Source organism: Comamonas halotolerans (genome assembly GCF_030162935.1).
Classification (GTDB): Bacteria; Pseudomonadota; Gammaproteobacteria; order Burkholderiales; family Burkholderiaceae_C; genus Comamonas; species Comamonas halotolerans.
In genome coordinates this window covers 1-24385 of record NZ_JASAUZ010000073.1, presented here as the reverse complement: position 1 = coordinate 24385, position 24385 = coordinate 1, and the positions used below count along the sequence as shown (strand labels likewise).

Sequence of the window (24385 nt, the reverse complement as noted above, 5' to 3'; positions counted from 1 at the left end):
CTCTAAAAAAGCCCTGCAATGCAGGGCTTTTTTATCGACGCTCTACCAGCGCATGCGCAATTGTTCCGAGGTCCACATACTCCAGCTCACTGCCAACCGGCACCCCTCGTGCTAGACGCGTGACCTGAATATTGCGCCCCTGCATCAGCTCGGTCACCGCATGCGCTGTCGCTTCGCCTTCCGTTGTGAAGCTGGTGGCAAGAATGACTTCCTGCACCACACCATCCAATGCACGCTGCAGCAAGGCCGGCAAGCCAATATCTTTGGCGCCCACCCCATCCATGGGGGAGATACGCCCCATCAATACAAAATAGTAACCAGTGTAGGCACCCGTGCGCTCCATGGCCGCCAAATCGGCCGGCGTCTCCACGACGCACAGACGCGCAGCATCGCGCCCTGTATCCTGACAGATAGGACATACCGCATCGTGCGTGAATGTGTTGCATCGTGTGCAATGCTGCACGGAGTCAACGGCTTCCATCAAAGCACGAGAGAGCACGCGGGCGCCATCTTGATCGCGCTGCATCAGATGAAAAGCCATGCGCTGCGCGGATTTCACACCAACTCCCGGCAAGCGACGCAGAGCCTGAATCAGCGGTTCCAGCGGTTGAAGATCTGACATCGTTTAAACCCCATGAAAAAAGGGAAAGCGCAACCGCTTTCCCTCGCACAACGTTGTGCCCTAAAAATCAGAAGGGGAACTTCATGCCGCCTGGCAAACCTGGCATACCAGCAGTCAGCTTGGACATTTTTTCGTTGGAAGTTTCTTCTGCCTTGCGCACTGCCGCGTTGAATGCAGCAGCCACCAAGTCTTCCAGCATGTCTTTGTCTTCACTCAGCAAGCTGGGGTCGATGGTAATGCGCTTGACATCGTGTTTGCAGGTCATCACCACTTTGACCAAACCAGCGCCGGATTCGCCTTCAACCTCGACGTTGCCCAGTTCTTCCTGCGCCTTCTTCAGGTTGTCCTGCATGGCTTGGGCTTGCTTCATCAGGCCAGCGAGTTGTCCTTTGTTGAACATGTTGGGTTTCCTTTGTTTGTCACTTAAAAATCAATTGGGGCCAATAGTGCCACGACTTGGCATGCCCCGGCCTTTGTTCAAGCTATACCGGGCGAATACTACCGGGCACGATGGTAGCGCCTAAGGTTTGCTGTAGATGCTGCACGTGAGGATCGTTCATAACAATTGCTTCTGCCTGCTTTTGTCGTGCTTCGGCATGAGCTTTGTTGCGCAGCGCTGGAGTGTCCGACACTGAACCATTTTCCACATGCAGGCTGGTGCATGCAGCGATGCCCGTCAGAGCCTTTAGCAATCGCTCGCGCGGCATGGTTTGATTGAGAGAGGTGCGTTGCACCCGCAGCGACCACACACCACCGTCTTGCGCTACCAGCTGGGACTGCATGGCCAGCTCGCGCACCAGCGCGGAGATGGCCTGTGCTTCGTCCAGTTGCGTGACGATGGCATGCCAGATATCGCCCAACGGGGTGGTCACCAGCTCTGCACTTGCTTCTTGCACCACCGGTTTGCGCTGCACAACCGGAGCAGAAGCGACGACGCTCGGCTCCTCATCTACAGGTGCATCATTCCACACCGGAGGCTCACTGCTGTCGTAAGTAGGCTCTGACTCCAACGCCTCGGGCGGCAAGTCCTCCCATGGTGGAGGCATGTCTTGCTCAGCAGGTGCCGGCTCTTTGGATTTCGCAATGGCGTCCTTCTCTGGCGCAGGAGCGACAGTCACCGCAGCAATCTGTGGCTGTGGCTGTGGCTGTGGCTGTGGCTGTGGCTGTGGCTGTGGCTGTGGCTGTGGCTGTGGCTGTGGCTGTGGCTGTGGCTGTGGCTCAGCTTGCTCCGTGGCCGCAGGTAAATCAGGAAGCTTCAGTGTTTTTTTTTCAGCCGCTGGTGCCACTGCCCCAGTCTGTAATGAGGCTTGCGGCTTGAAAGCCAGCAAGCGTAGCAGCGCCATCGTCAGCGCTGCATATTCATCCGGAGCCAAACCCAGTTCTTGACGGCCATGCAAACTAATGCTGTAGAGCAGCTGCGTTTCATCCGCAGCCATGGTCTGCGCCAGATCAGCCATGACCATCGCATCTGGATCCGCTGCATCCAATGCGGCAGCCATATCTGGCACTGCTTGCAGCACAGCCATTCGCTGCAGCACAGAAGCGATTTCTTCCAAGGTCGATGCCGCTGACACACCGTTGTGGCGCAGTGCATCCACAGTCTCCACCACCGCACGACCATCGCCCTGAGCCAGGGCTGCAATCAGCCGGAAAACATAGCTGCGATCCACACTGCCCAGCATCTGGCGCACCGAAGTCTCTTTCAGCTCACCACAACCGAAGGCAATCGCCTGATCGGTCAGCGACAAAGCATCGCGCATGGAGCCACGTGCACCACGTGCCAGCAGTTTCAGCGCCTGTGGCTCTGCAGGAATGTTTTCTTTGGCCAACACCTGAGTCAGGTGCTCAAATACCGTCTCTGGCGCCATAGGACGCAAATTGAATTGCAGGCAACGCGAAAGCACTGTCACAGGTACCTTCTGCGGATCGGTTGTGGCCAGCACAAACTTCAAATACTCCGGTGGCTCCTCCAGCGTTTTCAACATGGCGTTGAACGCGGTATTGGTGAGCATGTGCACCTCGTCGATCATGAAGACCTTGAAGCGCCCCTGCACCGGTTTGTACACCGCCTGCTCCAGCAAGCTTTGCACCTCATCCACACCACGGTTGGATGCCGCATCCAGCTCAATATAGTCGGGGAAGCGACCACTATCAATTTCAGTACAAGCTGGACAAACACCACAAGGCTCGGCAGTGATTCCACCTTGTCCATCAACACCCGTACAGTTGACCGACTTGGCAAAAATGCGCGACACCGTGGTCTTACCAACACCGCGCGTACCGGTAAACAGATATGCATGATGCAGGCGCTGCTGTGTGAGCGCATTGCCCAGAGCCTGCACGACGTGCTCCTGCCCCACCATTTCGGCAAAGTTGCGGGGACGGTATTTACGGGCGAGCACGAGATAAGACATAAGGGCGAATTCTACGGGTTGTGGGCAAGGCGACCTCAGCGTAGGCGTGTTTATCTGTGCACGTCACTCACGCGCACCATAAACACACCTATAATCGCTGCTGACAGCCCCCCTCGCATGGGGAAGCAGCCAACCGGGTCAGGTGGGGAACCAAGCAGCCCTAACTGTGAAACCAGTGCCGAGGTAAGGGTTGTCAACTTCTCTTCAGGGATTTCTTTGGCCCACAAAGATGCATACATCCCACCGCTCCTTGCGTAGCATCAACTTCTTTTGGGCATTTCTGCCTTTTTGCGGTAGCCAAGGTTTCAGCGCAGCTTGGGAATAAGCTTGATATAGATAAGCTCGCTCACCAGCTCCACCAATGTTTGCGCCACAATCACGGCGGGCAGCACTGGGATCGCGCCTGGTACTGCCAGCGCCAAAGGCAAAACCACCAATGAATTGCGCGTGCTTGCGCTGAACGTCACTGCACGCACGGCACCGACCTGGAGCTTGAAGGCCTTGGCCACAGCCCAAGCCAGCGCAGGAGCCAGCACCGCAAAAGCCACATATACCGGCAGCACATGCCATGCAACCCCACTGGCAGCTTCAAGTTGGGGCACCACCGAAGCCACCACAACAAACAACACCAAAGCCGTGGCAGGCACGGGCAAAAAACCCAGATACACACTGACACGCACACCCACCGGGGATCGTGCAGCCCATTTCTGTGTGACCAACGCAAGCAGCAATGGCAGGGCAACAAGCCAAAGCAGGGCATCCATAAAAGGCCTCACTTGCACCAAGGCTGCTGCCTCCGCACCCAACATATATCCCAAATAAATCGGCAACAACGCAATCTGCGTGAGCAACAAAACCGGGGTGGATGCCAGCAGCAAACTTGCATCGGCCTTACCCATGTGGGCAAAGGTCACCACATAGTCAATGCACGGTGCCAATAAGACCAGCAGAACGCCAAAGCGCAGCATGCCTTCCTGCGGCAGAAACTGACTCAGCCCCCAGACCAGCAGCGGGATAGCGACAAAATTGGTGAGCAGCAGTGCCAGCAAAAAACGCCGCTGCAAGAATGCAGCTCGCAAAGTGGACAGCGGCACTTGCAAAAAAGTGACGTACAGCATAAACGCCAACGACGGATTAATCAGCGGCTCCAACGCTTGCGTGCCCTGCACATAGACGGCCAACCCTGCCCCCAAAGCAACGGCGGCAAAGTAAATGAGCGCTTGGTAGCGCTCTAGAGCATCACGTGGCAACAACATGTGCACATTGTCCGTGGATCAAAGCAATCATTTGCCCGCAATCGCGAAAATCCACTGCACTGATCCGCTGCACAAATACCGCACAAGCCTTGCACGGTCCGCAATCATGGCAGGCGCTTATTGCTGCTGAATGAAAGCCTGAATGCCTCGCGCGGCACGCACACCAGTGGCAAAACATGCGGTAAGCAAATATCCGCCTGTGGGGGCTTCCCAATCGATCATCTCGCCTGCACAGAACACACCGGGCAATGCCTTGCACATGAGCTGCGCATCCAGCGCATCCCATGTGACACCGCCAGCAGTGCTGATGGCCTCATCCATAGGTCGTGCAGCCACAACAGTAACAGGCAAGCACTTAATAGCCTGTGCCAGCTTCACAGGGTCTTGCATGGTTTCCTTGCTCAGCACTTCGTAGAGCAGACCAGTCTTCACGCCATCCAGTCCCAAACGCCCCTTCATGTGGCTGGACAGACTGCGAGAGCCACGTGGATGGCGCACCTCTTGCAGCACCTTCTCAGCCGAGAAGGCTGGTAGCAAATCCAGCTCAAACGTTGCGCTGCCATTGCGTGTGATTTCATCGCGCAGCAAATTGGACACGGCATACACCAGACTGCCTTCTACACCTGTATCTGTTACCACGAACTCTCCGCGGCGCTCAAAGCTTCGTCCCAGGCTATCGACAAAACGGATGACCACCGACTTCAACGGAGCACCTGCAAAGCGTTGCGCAAAAAACGGACTCCAGCCCTTATCAAGTTGTGGTTTGATGCCCACCAACTCTTTGAAGAAGGCACGACGCGATTCCGTCTCTGGGGTAGCGGCAGCAGGCTGGCCCACATCAAATCCACAGTTCGCTGACTGCAAGGCTGCCACACGCACGCCTTGAGCTTGCAGCAGCGGCACCCAAGCGCCGTCTGACCCCAAACGTGCCCAACTGCCACCACCCAGCGCCAGCAAGCTTGCTTTTGCTTGAACGGCAAACACGCCACCAGGCGTTTCCATGATCAAGGCGCGCTCAGCATTCCACCCCTTCCACTGGTGACGCATATGGAAAACCACGCCTTGCGCACGCAAACGCGACAACCAAGCGCGCAGCAAGGGCGCAGCTTTCATTTCAGTAGGGAAAACACGGCCAGACGTTCCCACAAAAGTACCGATGCCCAGGCCCTCGGCCCATGCTCGCATCTGGTCCGCCCCGAAGTCTTGCAGCAAGGGCTGCAACATGGGCTGCGTTTCCCCATAACGCTGCGCAAAACGCTCAAAGGCTTCTGAGTGTGTCAAGTTCAATCCGCCCTTGCCCGCCAGCAAAAACTTGCGGCCAACGGATGCCTTGCCATCAAACACATGCACCTGGACCCCTTGAGCCGACAGAATTTCTGCCGCCATCAAGCCGGCAGGCCCAGCCCCGACAATGGCAACATCACACTTCAAAGCTGGCAGCAGTGCGGCAGCAGACATAAATAACCCGATCTTTCAGAAATACACGGCGCCAAACGCCAAAGGGCTGGCAGCATAACGCTAGAACGAAGACCCACGCCCACCCACAAGCATGCTCTCCATTGCTCACTTATATAAGCCCCATAGCCGTTTTTGACCAGCCATGATGCATGTCCGGACATTGGTTTCTGTCACAATTATTGAAACGTTATCTGTGCGCTATTGAGCGCACCCGCCCCAACATACACAACAAGGAACAATTCCATGGCAAGCGAACTCATCAAGCATGTCACAGACGCCAGTTTTGAAGCCGATGTACTGCAACCCGGCAGCACCGTGCTGGTGGATTACTGGGCTGAATGGTGCGGCCCTTGCAAGATGATTGCCCCCATTTTGGACGACGTGGCAAAAACTTACGAAGGCAAGATCACCATCGCCAAAATGAATGTGGATGAAAACCGCCTGATCCCCGCCAAGTTCGGCATTCGCGGTATCCCCACACTGATGGTTTTCAAGAATGGTGAACTGGTTGCAACCAAGGTAGGCGCCATGGCCAAACCTCAGCTGACTGCCTTCATCGACCAGCAAATCGCTTAAATATGCGACGCCAGAGCATGCCTACAGTACGCTCTGGCCTGCTCTTTCAGGCCTGCTTTCTGCCCAGCAGCACATCTTTGCAAGTTTTCTGACAAAAACTAGTGTGCACCTTGCGCACTTTTCCTGTCATAATCGATTCCTGATCACGACCCAAAGCATTGGCGGTCGTTTCCGATCATCCTGGCAAGCCATCGAAGTACTGCGCTCCTCGCCGATTACTCTGGCATTCGCCACATCCCCAGATTTCTATGAACTCCTTGCAAGGAGTAACTCCAGATGCACCTTAACGAACTCAAGGCACTGCACGTGTCTGAAGTGTTGAAGCAGGCCGAAGCGCTTGAGATTGAAAACACCGGCCGCATGCGCAAGCAAGAGCTGATGTTCGCCATCATTAAAAAGCGCGCCAAAGCAGGCGAACAAGTATTTGCCGACGGCGTGCTGGAAATTTTGCCCGACGGTTTTGGCTTTCTGCGCAGCCCAGACACCAGCTTCACGGCCAGCACTGACGATATCTATATCTCGCCCAGCCAAGTGCGCCGCTTCAATTTGCACACCGGCGACATGATCGAAGGTGAAGTGCGCACGCCCAAGGATGGCGAGCGCTATTTTGCTTTGACCAAGCTGGACAAGGTCAACGGCAATTCGCCCGAGTCCAACAAGCACAAGGTGATGTTCGAAAACTTGACGCCTCTGTTCCCCAAGGAACAGATGAAGCTCGAGCGCGACATCAAGGCCGAGGAAAACATCACTGGCCGCATCATTGACATCATTGCTCCCATTGGCCGCGGCCAACGTGCACTGATTGTTGCCCCGCCCAAGAGCGGCAAGACCATGATGATGCAGCACATTGCGCACGCCATCACGGCCAACAACCCAGACGTGCACCTGATGGTGTTGTTGGTGGACGAACGCCCTGAAGAAGTGACGGAAATGCAGCGCTCGGTCAAGGGCGAAATCATTGCTTCCACTTTCGACGAGCCCGCCACCCGCCACGTTCACGTGGCCGAGATGGTGATCGAGCGTGCCAAGCGACTGGTCGAATTGAAGAAAGACGTGGTCATCCTGCTGGACTCGATCACCCGTCTGGCCCGTGCCTACAACAACGTGGTGCCTTCGTCGGGCAAGGTGCTGTCGGGTGGCGTGGACTCCAACGCCCTGCATCGCCCCAAGCGCTTCTTTGGCGCAGCGCGCAATGTGGAAGAAGGTGGTTCCCTGACCATCATCGCCACTGCCCTGGTCGACACCGGCTCGCGCATGGACGAAGTGATTTTTGAAGAGTTCAAGGGCACCGGTAACAGCGAAATCCATCTGAGCCGTCGCCTCTACGAAAAGCGCGTGTTCCCTGCGATCGAATTGTCCAAGAGCGGCACACGTCGTGAAGAGCTGCTGCTGCCTCCAGAGATTCTGCAAAAGACGCGTATCCTGCGTCAGTTCATGTACAACATGGACGAGATCGAATCCATGGAGCTGATGATCAAGAACATGAAGCAGACCAAAACCAATGTCGAGTTCTTCGACATGATGCGTCGCGGCGGCTGATAACCCATCAGCTTTGCAGAAATTTACCCCCTCACGCTATAATGGGGGGCTTTTATTGCGGTAAGTATGTTGAATGCATTTTCGAAGCAAAGGTTGCTTCGGGTTCGACACGGCTGCCGCACTTGACTAAAGGAAGATCATGAAAGAAGGCATCCACCCCGATTACCGTGAAGTTCTGTTCGTTGACATGTCCAACGACTTCAAGTTTGTGACACGTTCTTGTGTTGCAACAAAGGAAACAGAAACTTTCGAAGGCAAGGAATATCCCCTGTTCAAGCTGGATACTTCTTCTGAATCGCACCCCTTCTACACCGGCACACAGAAGTCGGTGGACAACATGGGCGGCCGCGTGGAAAAGTTCCGCAACCGCTTCGGCAAGAAGTAATCTCTTACTTCTCCGCCAAAAGGCAGCCAGGGCAACCCGGCTGCCTTTTTCTTTTACGGCCTTTGCAACACCACCGAGCGTGGGCCAAACTGCTGCATATTCCATGCAGTCGTGGCATGCTTGGCCCCAGACATCTTGCTTTACTCATGCCTGCTCCCGGCATACTGATTGTGTTCCCATGAATCCGCCATCACCCGCCATCGTTGCCCAAAACGCTGTCCGCCGCCTCCCTAGCTGGATCATGCTGTTGTTGTGTGCCGCCTATATCCTGGCAGGCTTTGTTGGTCGCGAACCCTGGCGCGATGTGGACATTACGGCGTTTGGGTATATGCAAGCCATGGCCGCAGGAGAGACATCCTGGCTGCAGCCCCAGTTGGATGGCATACGACCACAAAGCCCTGGGTTGCTGCAATACTGGCTTGGCGCTTGGGCGCTTCAACTTATGCCTGCAGGCATGCCCGCCGACTTGGTGGTGCGCCTGCCATTCATATTGCTGTTAGGACTGGCTTTTTGGTGTACATGGCGCGCGGTCTTCAGCTTGGCGCGCACGCCAGGCGCACAACCTGTCGCATTTGCTTTTGGTGGCGAAGCCTCACCCACGGATTACGCACGGGCCCTGGCCGATGGCGGTTTGCTTGCCCTGATGGCCTGCCTGGGCCTGGCACAGCTGTCACATGAAACCAGTCACACCTTGGTGCAGCTGAGCGCAGTCTGCGCTGCTTTTTTTGCCGCTGCGTCCATGTGGTGGCAACCCAAACTGGCGGCAGCGACGGCTTTACTGAGCCTGTTGGCACTGTCCATGGCAGGCGCCCCTTCGATGTCCATGCTGCTTGGCCTAGGGGCAATTGCCATTTCGATGTGCACCAAAATTCCCAAACTTTCCCATCGCTATAGCTGGGCCGCATGGTGGATACTGGCCATGGCAGTTGCTGCAGCCGCTGCCTGGCTGCTGGGCATATGGGAATATCGCCTGATCAACCCCTGGGAACAAGGCAAGGAGTGGCAAAGCACGGCACGATTGCTGACGTGGTTCAGTTGGCCGGCGTGGCCACTTGCCTTGTGGGCACTGTGGCGCTGGCGCAAACAGCTGCTGCGTCCTACTCAAAATCCGCACATTGCTTGGCCGCTGTGGCTATGGGCAATTGCTGTGTTCTGCACCATCTTCACACAGGAAGGTGACCGGGCACTCATATTGGCGCTGCCGGGCATTGCCACAGTGGCCGCTTTTGCACTGCCCACCTTCAAGCGCAGCCTCGGCGCACTCATTGACTGGCTTACCCTGTTTTTCTTCACTATCTCAGCCATCACCATTTGGGTGGTCTGGATTTCAGTGCAAACAGGCTTTCCCGCCAAACCTGCAGAAAACGTACAGCGTCTGGCTGTAGGCTTCGAGCCTTCATTTGCGCCATTTCCATTTCTAGTGGCCTTGGCAGCCACCATTGGCTGGTGCCTGCTGGTGGCTTGGCGCACACGTCGCCACCGCGCTGCCATCTGGAAAAGCTTGGCTGTGCCAGCAGGCGGTACCGTATTGGGCTGGGTACTACTTATGACGTTATGGCTGCCCATGCTGGACTACGGTCGCAGCTACGCGCCCCACGTAAACGCTGTGGCACGCATAGTGCCCGAGCAGGCCCAGTGTGTGCACACACTGGGTTTCAATCCCGCGTTGACCACCGCATTCCGTTTTCATACTGCATGGACGTTGCACCGCGGTCTGCCCGCCGGGCCGGCAAGCCAATGTGACTGGCTGATCGCCACACCTGCTGGCTGGTCCGCCATGGATTCCGACACCACTGCGCAGTGGGAACTGGAAGCACAAGTCAATCGCCCCACCGACCGCAGAGACCACCTTCTAGTATTGCGTCGAACCCGCTGAAAGCAGGATTGAGGTATGCGTGAACTTGCCACCATTGCGCGGCATGCCGGCACCGTGCTGGCCGGACAGCTGGCCGTCATGGCCTTTGGTGTGACTGACACCATTGTGGCAGGGCGCTTCTCTTCCGAAGCCCTCGCTGCGTTGTCTGTGGCTTCAGCCGTTTTTGTGAGTGTTTTCATCTCGCTCATGGGCATCTTGCAGGCACTGCTGCCCATCTGGGCCGAGCAGCATGGTCGAGGCGATACCACCGAGATTGGCACCTCATTTCGCCAATCGCTGTACCTGGCTTCAGGACTCACCCTGTTGGGTATGCTGATTTTGCTCTTTCCCGGCCCCATCCTGGCCTGGACAGAAGTACCAGAAGTGATGCAAGCGGATGTCCGTGCCTACCTCATCATCGTTGGCTGGGCATTACCGTCTGCGATGTTCTTCCGCCTCTACACCACGCTCAACCAAGCGTTGGGATACCCGCAACTGGTAACTTGGCTACAGGTGGCGGCCTTGGTCCTCAAAATCCCGCTGTCCATCTGGTTCACCTTTGGTGGATGGGGCGTGCAAGCTCAGGGGGTCGCTGGCTGTGCCTGGGCCACTTTGCTTGTGGATTACGCCATTGCCATCTTGGCAGTGGCGCTGATGCGCCACCAAAAACTGTATGCCCCCTTGAAGCTATGGCAGTCTCTGGAGTCGCCAGATTGGAAGCGCTTGCGCAGTTTTTTACGCTTGGGCATCCCTGCAGGGCTATCCATTCTGGTGGAAGTCACTTCATTCACTTTGGTGGCTTTATTCGTGGCTCGCCAAGGTGCAATGTCCGCAGCCAGCCACCAAATTGCAGCCAACCTGGCCGCCGTATGCTACATGCTGCCCCTGTCACTGGGGATTGCGATCAGTGCAAGGGTGAGCTGGTGGCGTGGTACAGGCAATGAAGCTCAAGCCCAGCAACTGGCATGGCTGGGCATCAAAATTGCCATCATCAGTGGTGTCGTGCTATCCACCAGCTTGCTGCTGCTACGTAGCTACATCCCACATGTGTATACCGCTGATCCGGGCGTGATAGCACTGACTTCCGCCTTGCTGCTGTGGGTTGCGCTCTACCATGCCTTCGACAGCATCCAGTGTGTCTGCATTTTCTTGTTGCGCTGCTGGCGCGTCACCTTGGCTCCACTGGTGGTGTACTGCAGCTTGCTATGGGGTGGTGGCCTTGGCGGTGGATACTGGATGGCGTATCAAAATGCCAGCACCAGCGCCTTGTGGTCTGGCAACCCAACGCCTTTCTGGCTTGGCAGCGGTGTAGCACTGATGTTCGTCGCCAGCGCTTTTGTCTATCTGCTTTACCGGGTCTTGCAACCCCACAAATAAGAAAGCGGCCATATGGCCGCTTTTCTGCGATCACTGAGTCTACTTTTCTTACTTTGGGTCGATATCCAGCACCGATTGCGCATGCTGAGCATGACGCAGACGACTGGCAGGGAATACCGCCTTGAAGGTCGCGCCAGCACCGAGCTGGCTCTGAATTTCCAGCTTCGCTCCATGGCGCTGCAAGCCATGTTTGACAATCGCCAGCCCCAAGCCCGTGCCCCCCGTATCGCGTGAACGACTGCGATCAATGCGGTAAAAGCGTTCTGTCAAACGGCCAATGTGTGCAGCATCAATACCTGGCCCTGAGTCCTTGACCGAAAAGCTCGCTCCACCTCCTGGTTGAATTTCCCAACGGACTTGTACGCTGCCACCTGCCGGGGTATAGCGCAAAGCGTTGCTGATCAGATTGGAAAATGCACTGATCAACTCGGCCTGAACCCCTGCAATTTCCCAGTCCATGCCAGGAGCATCAGCTTGCGGAAAGCTGATGATGTGCCCTGCCCCTGCGCCCTTGGTGAGCAGTTTGGACAATGCTTGCGCTTCAATTTCACACTGACGCAACATGGCTGACACCGACACCCAGTCACTAAATCCAGGCAAAGGACTGCCTTCAAGGCGTGACAGCGTCAACAAATCCTGTACCAAGCTCTGCATACGCCCCGCTTGCTGGGCCATAAGCGCCAGATAATGCTTGCTTTCTGCAGGAGACAGATCCAGTGTCTGCAGTGTTTCCACAAAACCAACCAACACCGTCAGCGGTGTGCGGATTTCGTGCGAAACATTGGCCACAAAGTCTCGGCGCATGGCCTCCGCCTGCTCCAGCGCAGTAATGTCACGCGCCAAGAGCAAATGCCGGCCATCACCATACGGATAGATGTGCACGGACAGCATGACAGGCCGTGAAGGAGAGCTCTCACGCCCCACCATCAGCACGGGGTTTGTAAAGTCCTGGTTTGACCAATAGCGGCTGAATGCAGGATCGCGCACCAGGTTGCCAATCGTCTGCTGAATATCCCTCTCGGCATCAAAACCAAAGTGACGTTCAGCCATGTGGTTGCACCACTCGATGTGCCCTTCTGCATCCATCAAAACCAAACCGTTGGGACTGGCTTGCAGGGCCGCCAAGATATCCTGGACCCGCTGCTCAGCACCCACCACAGCCTGCTCGCGTGAGCGGGCTGCGCGCCGGACATAGGTTGCCACAATGCCCCACATGCCTTTGAACGACGGGGCTACAGCCAAATCGCCCTGCATCAGCCATTGACGCAAGCGACGTACCTTCAAATTGTCCCACGCCACCCACAGCCAACTAGCCAGCACCATTCCCGCCAGAGCAGCCCAGGCACCCCAGAACCAGGCAGCAATGCCACCCAGCACAGCCTGCAAACCCAGCAACTCTATCCAGCGCCATGCGACCATCGCTAATCCTTAAGCAGTAGCAGACAGACGGTAGCCAGCACCACGCACGGTTTCAACCAGCGTCCCCGCTTCGCCCAAAGCTTCCCGCAAGCGCTTGATGTGCACGTCCACCGTCCGCTCTTCAATATAGACGTGGTCACCCCAGACTTTATCAAGCAGTTGAGCACGGCTGTGCACGCGCTCGGGGTTATGCATCAGGTGACTGAGCAGCTTGAATTCAGTCGGCCCCAGCTTGAGCAACTGATCCTGGAAGGTCACGCGATGGGTCTGCCCATCCAGCACCAAGGCACCTACCTGTACGCGCTCACCCGCTTGCTCGGGCGTGCGACGACGCAACACTGCGCGAATGCGTGCCAACAGCTCTTGGGTTGAAAACGGCTTGGTGATGTAGTCATCCGCACCGGCATCCAGACCCGCAATCTTGTCGGGCTCATCGCCACGCGCTGTCAACATCAAAATAGGTACTTGCTTGGTACGGGCATCTGCGCGCCATTTGCGCGCCAGATTCAAGCCACTGGAGCCACCGGGCAGCATCCAGTCCAGCAAGATCACATCAGGCAATGCGGCATCCAGTTCACGCTGCGCGCTCACACCATCTTCTGCCCATAGCGGCGCAAAACCATTGTGGCGCAAATTCACAGCAATCAGCTCTGCAATCGCTGGCTCATCTTCCACGATCAGTACTTGCGGCAATTTCTTCATGCTTACTACCTGAGCTTGTTTAACGCACCGTGGACTCAATCACGTCCATGGACAGATGGCGAATATCTTTGCCTTCCACCAAATAAATAATCAGCTCCGCCACATTCTTGGAATGATCACCGATGCGCTCAATGGCTTTTGCCAGGAACAACAAATCCAAGCTGGCAGAGATGGTGCGGGGGTCTTCCATCATGTAGGTGATGAGCTTGCGTACAAAGCCATCAAACTCATCATCAATCAAATCATCTTCTTTGAGAATATCCAAAGCCGCCTTGGTATCCAAGCGCGCCAGCGCATCCAGTGCTTTACGCAGCAGCGAAGATGCCATTTCGGCAGCAACACGCAGTTCGCTGGAAGGCAAATTGCGCGCTGCGCCACTTTCAATGATGGACTTGACCATGCGGGCCATTTTGTGAGCCTCATCGCCCATGCGCTCAAGGTTGGCGGTCACTTTCGAGAAAGCCATCAACATGCGCAGATCACGCGCTGTCGGCTGGCGGCGGCCGATGATGGAGACCAATTCGTAGTCGATCTCCACCTCCATGGCATTCACGCGCTCCTCCAGCTCGGCCACCTGTTGCACGGCCTCCAGATTGAACTGGGTCAAAGCATAAATGGCTTGGCTGATCTGGCGTTCCACCAAACCACCCAGCTCCATCACACGGGAGGAAATACGATTGAGTTCACTATCAAACTGGGTGGACAAATGCTTAGCGGGCATATCTGTCTCCTTTGGGTTAGCCAAAGCGGCCTGTAATGTAGTCTTCGGTTTCTCGGCGCTGGGGTTTGAAGAACAGCTGTTCGGTTTCTCCAAACTCCACCAGGTCGCCCAAATACATGTATGCGGTGTAATCACTGCAACGCGCAGCTTGCTGCATGTTGTGCGTGACGATGACCACGGTGTAGTCGTTCTTCAGTTCAGCGATCAGCTCTTCCACCTTGGCAGTGGAAATGGGATCAAGTGCCGAGCATGGCTCGTCCAGCAGTAACACTTCAGGCTTGATCGCAATACCTCGCGCAATGCACAGACGTTGCTGCTGGCCACCCGACAAACTGGCGCCGCTTTGGTGCAATTTGTCTTTCACCTCAGTCCACAGCGCGGCTTTGCGTAGCGCCCATTCCACGCGTTCGTCCATATCCGCTGCATCCAGGCTCTCAAAAAGCTTCACGCCAAATGCGATGTTGTCGTAGATGGACATGGGAAATGGGGTCGGTTTTTGAAACACCATGCCGACCTTGGCACGAATCAACGCCACATCCTGCTTGCTGGTGAGCAAATCGTGGCCATCCAGCAAGATCTTCCCTTCCGCGCGTTGCTCGGGGTACAACTCGTACATGCGATTGAAAGTGCGCAGCAGAGTGGATTTGCCACAGCCAGAGGGGCCGATAAAGGCAGTCACCTTTTTCTCTGGAATTTCCAGATTGATGTTTTTCAGTGCATGGAACTTGCCGTAATAGAAGTTCAGGTCACGCACCGAAAGTTTTGAGGGGCCACTAATGGGCGCAATGGCAGGAGCCGTCATTGTTGCAGTAGACATCATCAAATCCTTGCAATTTATTTCTGGCGCGTGAGTACACGGGCCAGGATATTCAGGCCCAGGACGGCCACAGTGATCAGGAACACGCCCGCCCAAGCTAGCTGCTGCCAGTTCTCGTAAGGGCTCATGGCGAACTTAAAGATGGTTACAGGCAAGCTGGCCATCGGTTTGGCCAGGTCACCGTTCCAGAACTGGTTATTCAGCGCGGTGAACAACAGCGGTGCTGTTTCTCCTGCAATACGCGCCACTGCCAGCAACACACCCGTAATAACACCGGCACGCGCGGCACGCAAAGTAATGGACAGAATCACCTTCCACTTGGGCGTGCCCAGAGCATAAGCGGCTTCACGCAACGCCGAAGGCACCAGTGTGAGCATGTTCTCTGTGGTACGAATCACCACCGGGATCACAATCAAAGCCAGCGCCACAATGCCTGCGTACGCCGAAAAGCTTCTGAACTTGGCCACCACCACGGCATAGACAAACAGACCAATCACGATGGAAGGTGCTGACAGCAGGATGTCATTGACAAACCGCGTCGTGCTGGCCAGCCAGCTCTTTTTGTCGTATTCAGCCAGATACACCCCAGCCATCACACCGATGGGAGTGCCCACACAAGTGGCCAGTGCCACCATCACGAACGAACCAAAGATCGCATTGGCCAAACCTCCCACCTCATTGGGAGGTGGCGTCATCTCTGTGAACAGTGCAAAACTCAAACCGCCAATGCCCAAGCGGATGGTTTCCCACAGAATCCAGATCAGCCAGAACACACCAAAGGCCATGGCCATCATGGACAAGGTCAACGCAACTTGATTGAGACGTTTGCGCGATGCGAAGCGCGCCTGACGCTGGGTATTGTGCTTTTGTGCTGCAATCAATTTTTGGCTGGAGGTACTCATGTACGTGCTCCCTCATTCTTTTGCAGACGGTTGAGCAGCAGCTTGGACAGTGCCAGCACCACAAACGTGATGAAGAACAAAGCCAGACCCAAATAGATCAAAGAAGCTTGATGCAGACCTTCTCCGGCCTCTGCAAACTCATTGGCCAGGGCCGACGTGATGCTGTTGGCCGCTTCAAACATCGAGAGCGAGTTGAGCTGATTCATATTGCCAATCACAAAGGTGACGGCCATGGTTTCACCCAGAGCGCGTCCCAGGCCAAGCATGATGCCGCCAAGAACGCCCGCCTTGGTATAGGGCAGCACCACTTTCCAGACCACTTCCCAGGTCGTCGCTCCCAAGCCATAAGCCGACTCTTTGAGCAGTGCGGGAGTCACCTCGAACACATCGCGCATCACAGAGGCAATAAAAGGAATGATCATGATGGCCAAAATAATGCCGGCAGACAAAATGCCAATGCCAACCGGCGGGCCAGACACCAGTGCTCCCAGGTAAGGGACGCCATCAAACAGGTTTTGCAGCGGCTGCTGCACATAGGTAGCCAGAACAGGCCCGAACACCATCAGGCCCCACATGCCATACACAATAGATGGCACGGCGGCCAACAGCTCAATCGCGGTACCCAACGGGCGCCGGAGCCAGCTAGGTGCCAGCTCCGTCAGAAACAGTGCGATGCCAAAACTCACTGGCACTGCAATGACCAGGGCGATCAGCGAGGTCATCAAGGTGCCATAAATCATCACCAAACCACCGTACTGATCCTGCACGGGATCCCATTCGGTACGGGTAAAAAAGCCCAGCCCATATTCATGAATCGCAGGCCAAGCGCCTACCAGCAGCGAGCCCATGATGGCCAGCAGCAAGCCCAAGGTGATCAGTGCTGCACCTTTAGCCAACCATGAAAACAATCGGTCAGCAAAACTAGAGGAAATCCAAGCGTTGCGCCGTGGAGGTTGTGCGCGGCTAGCTACCGGCTTTTGCCGCTGAGCCACCGCATTGGCTGAAGTCATGGATGTGGACACGGGTGTCACCTCTTTACAAATAACGAGACCTGCCAGATGCGCAAGCATCCGGCAGGATGTGACTGTCAGATCAGTCGATTACTTCCAGGACACTGGCTTGCCAGCACTGTCTTTGATCTCCGCCCAAGCCTTGAGCACCTGTGTCTTCACAGAATCAGGCATGGGCACATAATCCAGGCCGCTGGCAGTGGTGTCACCATTTTTATAGGCCCAGTCAAAGAACTTCAGCGTTGTGGCAGCTTGCGCAGGCTTTTCCTGGCTCTTGTGCATCAGAATGAACGTGGCGCTGGTGATAGGCCACGCATCCTTGCCTGGCTGGTTGGTCAGAATCTGGTAGAAACTCTTGCTCCAATCCGCACCTGCAGCCGCAGCCTTGAAGCTCGCTTCATTCGGCGAAACAAATGCACCTTCATTGTTTTGCAACAGTGCAAATGTGAGTTTGTTTTGCTTGACGTAGGCATATTCCACGTAGCCGATGGAGTTGGCCAGGCGACCAACAAATGCAGCTACGCCTTCGTTGCCCTTGCCGCCTGCACCTGTTGGCCAGTTCACAGCCTTGCCTTCACCCACTTTTTCCTTCCACTCCGCATTTACCTTGGACAGGTAATTGGTAAAGCCAAACGTTGTGCCTGAACCATCGGCACGACGTACCGGAGAGATCTTTGCATCAGGCAAATTGACACCTGGATTCAACGCAACGATGGCTGGATCGTTCCATTGTGTAATCTTGCCCAGGTAGATATCGCCCAGTACTTGGCCATTGAGCTTGAGCTGACCAGGCTGGATACCCTGGATATTCACCACAGGCACGATACCGCCGATCACCGTCGGGAATTGCACCAAACCCTTGGCTTTCAGGTCATCGTCTTTCAGTGGTTCATCGGAAGCGCCGAAATCAACTGTCTTGGCCTCAATTTGCTTCAAGCCTGCACTGGAGCCCACGGATTGGTAATTGATCTTTACGCCAGTGGCCTTGTTGTAGTCAGCTGCCCATTTGGAATACAGAGGAGCAGGGAAACTGGCGCCAGCACCTGTTGCTTCTTGTGCGGCTGCCACATTCAAAAAACCGCCGGACACCAAGGCACCGGTCACCAAAACTCGCATCATGGACATCTTCATGGAAGTACCTCTCGGTTAAAAACTTAGTCGAAGAAAGTTCGATGACGTGAATGTAAAAAGCGTATGTGACATGTTTGTGACATACAAAAATTAAGGACTTAATGCTTAAAAACCACAGCTTTTCGTCTTCAAAAAATTGTCATGACACCGTCATGCGGCCCTTCTAGCATCGCACCCCAGCCTTGCGCTGTGCTTGGCAGTTTTTTTCATTTCACGGATACGATGGCTGATAAGCTGCAATCTTTGCGCCGCTAGCTGATTTCTCACAATGAACAATGCGATTGCCCTTGCTGCCGTAGACCTTGGCTCTAACAGTTTCCGTCTTGAAATTGGTAGTTATGAACACAACCAGATTCACCGCGTTGAGTACCTCAAAGAGACCGTTCGTCAAGGTAATGGCTTAGATAGCAGCCGCAATCTCACCCAGGAATCCATGGAACGAGGATGGGCATGTCTGGCCCGTTTTGGCGAACGTCTGCGCGGGTTCAATCCTGCGCACGTGCGCGCTGTAGCCACGCAAACCCTGCGTGAAGCACGCAACCGTGACGAATTTATCGAGCGTGGCAGCGAACTGCTGGGCTTTCCCATTGAAGTCATTGCCGGCGAGGAAGAAGCCGCTTTGATTTACCGAGGCGTGATCAGCCAGCTTCCGGCTTCCGATGAGCACCGCTTGGTAATTGATATTGGGGGCCGTTCCACCGAATTCGTCCTCGGGCAAAACAGCGTGGCACAAGCGGTTGCCTCCTACCGCATCGGAAGTGTGGCCTGGACTTCACGCTACTTCCCACGAGGCGAACTCACCGCCGAAACTTTTAAAACTGCAGAAATTGCTGCACGCGCCGTGCTCGACGAAGCCTTGGACACCTTCAGCCCTGGTAGCTGGGAGGTGACTTATGCCTCCGCAGGAACCGCCAATTCCGTCGGAGATACCTTGGCTGCCAATGGCCAGGGGCAAGGTGTGATCACGCGAGCGGGTCTGGACTGGCTGCACCAGCAACTGCTTCAGGCCAAGCATATTGACAAGGTCAAGCTCGAAGGCCTCAAGGAAGATCGCCGTCCCGTGGTAGCGGGTGGTTTGAGTGTGCTGCGCGCTGTCTTTGACCTTCTGGGACTGGAGCGCATGGAAGTTGCGCAAGGTGCACTACGTATGGGTGTGCTTTATGGATTAGTCGATGATCGAGGCGCGGAGGTTGGCGATATCCACACCGCCAGCGTCTTGGGTCTGATGCAGCGATTTGGCGTACACAGCCTACATGCTCGCCATGTTGCAGACACTGCCCAGCATCTGTGGCTGCAGCTACACCCTCAAGAAACCCAAGCCCCGGCCCCACTGATCTGGGCAGGCTTGCTACATGAAGTAGGCTGTCGTATTTCTCGCAGCAACTACCATCGGCACAGCGCCTACATCCTGGAGCACTGCAATGCACCAGGCTTTAGCCCCAATGAGCTGGCGCACTTGGGCCAGCTGGTTTTGGGGCACCGTGGCAAGATCAAGAAGGTAGAGGCATTCATGCATCTGCCAGCACATGCCGAGCAGCTGCTATGCCTGCGGCTGGCAGCAGTGTTGTGCAACAGTCGTCGCGCGCCCGATTTGGAAGGTCTGCAGCTGCAACGTCGCGATCAGCAACTTCTGCTGCAAACCCCAGAAGGCTGGGCTGAACGCTATCCTCTTAGTGCTCAGCTGCTGCGTGAGGAAGCCGATGCTGTCAACAAGTCCGAATGGCAATTGCAACTCCACTTGCAGTAACAAGACTGGATCCTCTCCGCTCAACAAGTCGGCTTCCAGCTTCTCTCAGAGTGCATATAGGCATATGTAGTGGCGATTTTCGGCCTTATAAGCTGCCCCATAAAAAGGATGCTTATGGCATCCTTTTTATGGGGCAGCTTGGCTCATGCGCCATACAGTTGCATCAATGCATTTTGCACACCGTGCCCATTCTCTGGATTCGGAGCGGGTAGATAACTGCCATCCGCCTGCTGGGTCCACGCATCGCGGTCATCATGCAAATACGCAACCAAGCACTCATCAATCACACGCTGCCGCAACTTGGGCTCTTGAACAGGCCAGGCCAGCTCAACACGGCGCGTCATATTGCGGCGCATCCAGTCTGCACTGGAGAGGTAGACATACTCCTGATCATTCCCCCAGGAGAAATAGAACACACGCGAATGCTCCAGCAAACGACCAATGATGGAACGCACCCGAATATTGTCTGTCACACCTGCTAATTGGGGAGGCAGCATGCAGGCACCACGCACAATCAAATCAATCTTTACACCCGCTTGTGCTGCTTGAACCAAGGCGTGAATCAGCACCTCATCGGTCATCGCATTGGTTTTCACCACCACACGCGCATACTGGCCTTGCTGTGCTGCCTGCGCGCATGTCTGTATGTGCTCCAGCATGGTGGCCTGCAAGGCAAAAGGTGCCATCACAAGCTTTTCCAGTTTGGGTTTCACATTGGGGCTAGCCAGGTGCCGAAAAACTGCATCCATATCCGCTGTGAGCACGGGGTCACAAGTCAGATAACTCAGATCCGTGTACAGACGCGCCGTTTTGGGGTTGTAGTTGCCCGTGGACAAATGACCATAGCGACGCAAACCCCGGCCTTCACGACGCGTCACCAGCAGCATCTTGGCATGGGTTTTCAGCCCGACAACGCCATACACCACCTGTGCACCAACGGCCTCCAGCGCATCTGCCCAGTTGATGTTGGCTTCTTCGTCAAAACGCGCTTTCAACTCAACTACAGCCATCACTTCCTTACCCAGGCGCACCGCCTTGGCCAACAAGTCCATCAACTCGGATTTGGCACCTGTGCGATAGATGGTTTGCTTGATTGCCACTACCGCCGGGTCATGCACAGCTTCACGCAGCAACTCCAGCACTGCATCAAACTGCTCAAACGGCTGATGAATCAACACATCCCGCCTGCGCATTTGCGCCATCACCTTGGCTTGTGGATTGAGCTGCCTTGGCCAACTACCTTGCCACGGCCTGAACAGCATAGAAGGGTCATTGACCAAGTCGATCAACTCCGCCAGACGCACCAAGTTGACAGGCCCATCCACACGAAACATGGCACGGGCGGGCAAGTCAAATTCTTGCAGCAGCGTTGTCGCCAGAAATTCCGAGCAATGACTGGTGACCTCCAGCCGGACCGCTTGACCAAACTGACGATAGGCCAACTCTTCACGCAAAGCTGTGCGCAAATCATCGACTTCGTCTTCCTCCACAAGCAACTCTGTGTTTCGTGTGACGCGGAACTGGGCCGCCTCCACCACTTCACGCCCATCGAACAGCTCCGAGATATGCGCCCGCACCATGCTCGACAAGCTGACAAACAAACGCTTTTTCCCGGAAATACTGGCTGGCAGCTCCATGAGGCGAGGCAGCGCACGCGGCAGCTTCACAATCGCCACCTCGTTGGCCCGCCCAAAGGCATCACCTCCCTTGAGGCGCACCACCATATTCAATGATTTGTTGGCAACCTGCGGAAAAGGATGCGCTGGATCCAGGGCCACAGGCACCAACAAAGGCTTCACCGCCTGCCTGAAGTGCTTGTGTACCCAGCGACGCTGGGCTTCAGTGCGATTCTTATGGTTCACAATGCGTATACCTGCTGCTTCAAACGCAGGCCGCAATGCAGTGTTGTAGAGCGCATATTGACGCGCCACCAACTCTTGCGCCTTGTCCAACAAGGCAAGTCCATCCGCCAGGTTGTACACACCCTGTGCCTGCGTATTCACTGCGGCAATATGCGGCGCCGAGCGCACTTCAAAAAACTCATCCAGATTAGACGAAACGATGCACAAATAACGCAGACGCTCCAAAAGGGGCACATCGTCACGCCGCGCCCAGGCCATCACTCGCTCGTTAAAGGCAAGAATGCAATGATCGCGAGGCAGCAAAACCAGCGGCTCAGTGGAAGGAGCTTGAACAGCCACCGCAGGTAAGTCCCCCCCTTCAGTTGCTGCCCGCGACGTTTCTTGCGGTAGCACCATAAATGCGGAAAGGGGTGCAATAAATGGTTCTGTCTTTGAATACATTGGGGTGCTCTCTGGCGTTGCCACCTCAGTATCCCCAAGCCATATGACGAAACGATGACAGGTCTGTGACTATTTCATGCACACAAGATTGCTAACCGACTCAAGGGGAAACACTCTGGTGGTAATCTGGTGGGCTGCGTATTTCCTTGTGAACCATGAAAGCACCTCCACGGCTTGCCAGCATTGATATCGGATCCAATAGCGTATTACTGCTTGTCGGTCGCATTCTGGATGGCAGATTGCATGTGGATCTACAACGCAAAGAAACTGTGCGCTTAGGCGGTGCACTGGATAGTAGCGGCAACCTGCAAGCAAGTGCTATCGAACGTGGCTTGGAGTGCCTGCGGCGTTATGCAGAGCTGATTGCCGAGGTGGCTCCGCAGCATCGCCGGGTGGTCGCAACGCAAACCTTGCGAGAAGCACACAACCGCGAAATGTTTTTGTCTCAGGCTCGTGCTATCTTGCAATGTCCTGTCGAACTCATTTCTGGCGAGCGTGAGGCCACACTCATCTACCAAGGTGTGAGCAACCTGCTGTCTGACAATCCTGATCGCAGACTCGTTATCGATATCGGTGGGCGCTCCACCGAAGTCTGCATCGGCCAAGGTACGCAACTGCATGTTGCAACATCGTGCCCCATCGGTAGTGTCTCCTGGGCACAGCGTTTTTTTGGAGATGGCTTGCTCAGCCATGAGCGCTTTTCTGCGGCTGATGCTGCTGCCCAAACGCTAATGAATCAGCACTTAACTGCAATAATCCGCTCTCGGTGGGAACATGTTTTAGGCTCTTCCGGAACAGCAGGAGCCATCAGCAAGGCACTCCATCAAGCAGGCTCCCCAGCCGGAGTGATTGAGCGACACGCACTTTTTCAATTGAAGGCACAGCTCATTCAGGCGGGACACATTGATCACCTCCCCCTACAAGGACTGCGCGAAGAACTTCGCCCGGTCATTGGTGGAGGTGTGAGCATCATGTGCGCTGTGTTCGAAATGCTGAAACTTCAACATATGCGTATCGCCCAGGGTGCTTTGCGCCATGGCCTGATATTTGAGATGCATCAAGCACTGTCGGCACATACAAGCATGCAGATCAATCGCTGACATACCTGGACTCGGCAGACATAAAAAAGCCAAGTCTTTTTCGTAAAGAGACTTGGCTTTTTTGTTGCTCACATATGCACGAGCGAAGATGCTTAACGCAGCATTTCAAGATCCTGCGCACTAAGCCAACGCCACTCACCAGGTTTCATATCTTCTGGCAAAGCCAGATTTCCCATCTTCCAGCGATGCAGCCCTTCTACGCGGTTACCTACCGCTGCCAGCATGCGTTTGACCTGGTGATACTTGCCTTCAGTTAATGTCAAATCCAACACATTTTCAGACACCAACTCGCACGCTGCTGCCTTGACAGGCTTGGGATCATCATCAAGCACCACACCAGCCAACAATTTATCCACCATCGTTTGTGTGATTGGATGCTTGGCAGTAACACGGTAAACCTTGGGCACATGCTTCTTGGGAGAGCTCATGCGGTGAATGAACTGACCATCATCACTCAGCAACAAAAAGCCTGTTGTGTCCTGATCCAGCCGCCCCACCGCTTGCAACCCTTGTACCGCGCCTTTGTTGGGACGTTGACGCAACGGCGCCGGCAGCAAGGTATAGATGCTCGGATAGGCTGATGGTTTTTGCGAACACTCCGTCCCTGCAGGCTTGTACAGCAGTGCATATCCCTTCTCGTGATATTCCCAGTCCACGCCCTGCACACGAAAGCGCAAGCCTTCCGGCTCATAGTCTGCTGTCGAATCTGTCACTTGCACAGGTTCAGCAGAATCTTTCTCATAAACCTCGACCCAACCCTGCTGAACCAATCCCGAGCATACCCGGCGGATCCCAAAACCTTGAGAGTAAAGAATGTCTTGTAACTGCATAGCATTACCTCTGCCGCAGACAGCGGCCTCATAAAGCTGAGCATCTAGCACTCAACGCATCAAACCCAGAAAAATAGTCAAACCAGAAATGCCGGGCAATAACTGCACAGCCTTTCCCGATTTAAAGTCAGCGCACCAAAAACAAAACCCCCTGCCTCATTCAAGGTCAGGGGGTGTTGCAGCTGTAAGAGCCTAGCGATGACCTACTTTCACACGGGAAT

The 24385-nt window shown here is 55.2% G+C and carries 21 protein-coding genes and 1 other RNA gene; 8 read left to right on the top strand and 14 right to left on the bottom strand.

Annotation, left to right across the window (positions count from 1 at the left end):
• Nucleotides 1–31: 31 nt before the first annotated feature.
• The 3 genes from recR to dnaX form a co-directional block, all read right to left on the bottom strand.
• Complete coding sequence (recR, locus tag QEP11_RS17655) at nucleotides 32–622, bottom strand: recombination mediator RecR (protein WP_284337963.1); 591 nt, start codon at nucleotides 620–622, stop codon at nucleotides 32–34.
• Between the two features lie 67 nt (nucleotides 623–689).
• Entirely contained in the window at nucleotides 690–1022 is a 333-nt protein-coding gene (locus tag QEP11_RS17650) for a YbaB/EbfC family nucleoid-associated protein (RefSeq protein WP_284337962.1), read from the bottom strand.
• Between the two features lie 82 nt (nucleotides 1023–1104).
• The gene (dnaX, locus tag QEP11_RS17645; RefSeq protein WP_284337961.1) at nucleotides 1105–3036 is read right to left on the bottom strand and encodes a DNA polymerase III subunit gamma/tau; all 1932 of its coding nucleotides are present in this window, start codon (nucleotides 3034–3036) and stop codon (nucleotides 1105–1107) included.
• A 102-nt stretch (nucleotides 3037–3138) separates the two neighbouring features.
• On the opposite strand from dnaX, the gene ffs reads away from it, so the two are divergent.
• An RNA gene (ffs, locus tag QEP11_RS17640) (signal recognition particle sRNA small type) lies at nucleotides 3139–3234 on the top strand.
• A gap of 107 nt (nucleotides 3235–3341) precedes the next feature.
• Here ffs and QEP11_RS17635 read toward each other — a convergent pair.
• Both QEP11_RS17635 and QEP11_RS17630 read right to left on the bottom strand, forming a co-directional pair.
• The gene (locus tag QEP11_RS17635) at nucleotides 3342–4292 is read right to left on the bottom strand and encodes an arsenic resistance protein (protein ID WP_284337960.1); all 951 of its coding nucleotides are present in this window, start codon (nucleotides 4290–4292) and stop codon (nucleotides 3342–3344) included.
• 117 nt (nucleotides 4293–4409) lie between these two features.
• Nucleotides 4410–5750, bottom strand: coding sequence for a TIGR03862 family flavoprotein (locus QEP11_RS17630; protein WP_284337959.1), 1341 nt, complete (start codon nucleotides 5748–5750; stop codon nucleotides 4410–4412).
• Between the two features lie 243 nt (nucleotides 5751–5993).
• On the opposite strand from QEP11_RS17630, the gene trxA reads away from it, so the two are divergent.
• The 5 genes from trxA to QEP11_RS17605 all read left to right on the top strand — a co-directional run bounded on the left by trxA (nucleotide 5994) and on the right by QEP11_RS17605 (nucleotide 11482).
• Nucleotides 5994–6326, top strand: coding sequence for a thioredoxin TrxA (gene trxA / locus QEP11_RS17625; protein WP_284337958.1), 333 nt, complete (start codon nucleotides 5994–5996; stop codon nucleotides 6324–6326).
• A 276-nt stretch (nucleotides 6327–6602) separates the two neighbouring features.
• Nucleotides 6603–7865 (top strand): transcription termination factor Rho, encoded by a 1263-nt coding sequence (rho, locus tag QEP11_RS17620; protein ID WP_284337957.1) that lies wholly within the window; start codon nucleotides 6603–6605, stop codon nucleotides 7863–7865.
• 139 nt (nucleotides 7866–8004) lie between these two features.
• On the top strand, nucleotides 8005–8250 hold the full coding sequence (locus QEP11_RS17615; protein WP_284337956.1) for a type B 50S ribosomal protein L31: 246 nt from the start codon (nucleotides 8005–8007) through the stop codon (nucleotides 8248–8250).
• 178 nt (nucleotides 8251–8428) lie between these two features.
• Nucleotides 8429–10126: a hypothetical protein gene (locus QEP11_RS17610; RefSeq protein WP_284337955.1), complete on the top strand. Its 1698-nt coding sequence runs from the start codon at nucleotides 8429–8431 to the stop codon at nucleotides 10124–10126.
• Between the two features lie 15 nt (nucleotides 10127–10141).
• Nucleotides 10142–11482 carry an MATE family efflux transporter gene (locus tag QEP11_RS17605; RefSeq protein ID WP_284337954.1) on the top strand — a complete coding sequence of 447 codons (1341 nt, stop codon included), beginning with the start codon at nucleotides 10142–10144 and terminating at the stop codon, nucleotides 11480–11482.
• A 48-nt stretch (nucleotides 11483–11530) separates the two neighbouring features.
• Here the strand turns inward: QEP11_RS17605 and phoR are convergent, their stop codons facing one another.
• The 7 genes from phoR to pstS form a co-directional block, all read right to left on the bottom strand.
• Entirely contained in the window at nucleotides 11531–12901 is a 1371-nt protein-coding gene (gene phoR, locus QEP11_RS17600) for a phosphate regulon sensor histidine kinase PhoR (RefSeq protein WP_284337953.1), read from the bottom strand.
• Nucleotides 12902–12910: 9 nt separating this feature from the next.
• Nucleotides 12911–13603 carry a phosphate regulon transcriptional regulator PhoB gene (phoB, locus tag QEP11_RS17595; protein WP_284337952.1) on the bottom strand — a complete coding sequence of 231 codons (693 nt, stop codon included), beginning with the start codon at nucleotides 13601–13603 and terminating at the stop codon, nucleotides 12911–12913.
• Between the two features lie 19 nt (nucleotides 13604–13622).
• On the bottom strand, nucleotides 13623–14324 hold the full coding sequence (phoU, locus tag QEP11_RS17590) for a phosphate signaling complex protein PhoU (RefSeq protein WP_284337951.1): 702 nt from the start codon (nucleotides 14322–14324) through the stop codon (nucleotides 13623–13625).
• 16 nt (nucleotides 14325–14340) lie between these two features.
• Entirely contained in the window at nucleotides 14341–15144 is an 804-nt protein-coding gene (gene pstB / locus QEP11_RS17585) for a phosphate ABC transporter ATP-binding protein PstB (RefSeq protein ID WP_413788749.1), read from the bottom strand.
• 14 nt (nucleotides 15145–15158) lie between these two features.
• Complete coding sequence (gene pstA / locus QEP11_RS17580) at nucleotides 15159–16043, bottom strand: phosphate ABC transporter permease PstA (protein ID WP_284337950.1); 885 nt, start codon at nucleotides 16041–16043, stop codon at nucleotides 15159–15161.
• A complete protein-coding gene (gene pstC / locus QEP11_RS17575) occupies nucleotides 16040–17053 on the bottom strand; it encodes a phosphate ABC transporter permease PstC (protein ID WP_284338082.1) in 1014 nt (337 codons plus the stop codon). Before pstC ends, pstA begins: the two co-directional genes overlap by 4 nt.
• A 90-nt stretch (nucleotides 17054–17143) precedes the next feature.
• Nucleotides 17144–18184, bottom strand: a complete 1041-nt coding sequence (gene pstS / locus QEP11_RS17570; protein WP_284337949.1) for a phosphate ABC transporter substrate-binding protein PstS — start codon at nucleotides 18182–18184, stop codon at nucleotides 17144–17146.
• Between the two features lie 268 nt (nucleotides 18185–18452).
• Here pstS and QEP11_RS17565 point away from each other — a divergent pair, with 268 nt between their 5' ends.
• Nucleotides 18453–19931, top strand: a complete 1479-nt coding sequence (locus QEP11_RS17565) for a Ppx/GppA phosphatase family protein (RefSeq protein WP_284337948.1) — start codon at nucleotides 18453–18455, stop codon at nucleotides 19929–19931.
• A 143-nt stretch (nucleotides 19932–20074) separates the two neighbouring features.
• On the opposite strand, the gene ppk1 is transcribed toward QEP11_RS17565, so the two are convergent.
• The gene (gene ppk1 / locus QEP11_RS17560) at nucleotides 20075–22234 is read right to left on the bottom strand and encodes a polyphosphate kinase 1 (protein ID WP_284337947.1); all 2160 of its coding nucleotides are present in this window, start codon (nucleotides 22232–22234) and stop codon (nucleotides 20075–20077) included.
• A 155-nt stretch (nucleotides 22235–22389) separates the two neighbouring features.
• On the opposite strand from ppk1, the gene QEP11_RS17555 reads away from it, so the two are divergent.
• The gene (locus QEP11_RS17555; protein ID WP_284337946.1) at nucleotides 22390–23334 is read left to right on the top strand and encodes a Ppx/GppA family phosphatase; all 945 of its coding nucleotides are present in this window, start codon (nucleotides 22390–22392) and stop codon (nucleotides 23332–23334) included.
• Between the two features lie 92 nt (nucleotides 23335–23426).
• Here QEP11_RS17555 and QEP11_RS17550 read toward each other — a convergent pair whose 3' ends face one another.
• Nucleotides 23427–24164 carry a 16S rRNA pseudouridine(516) synthase gene (locus QEP11_RS17550; RefSeq protein WP_284337945.1) on the bottom strand — a complete coding sequence of 246 codons (738 nt, stop codon included), beginning with the start codon at nucleotides 24162–24164 and terminating at the stop codon, nucleotides 23427–23429.
• Between the last annotated feature and the right edge of the window lie 221 nt (nucleotides 24165–24385).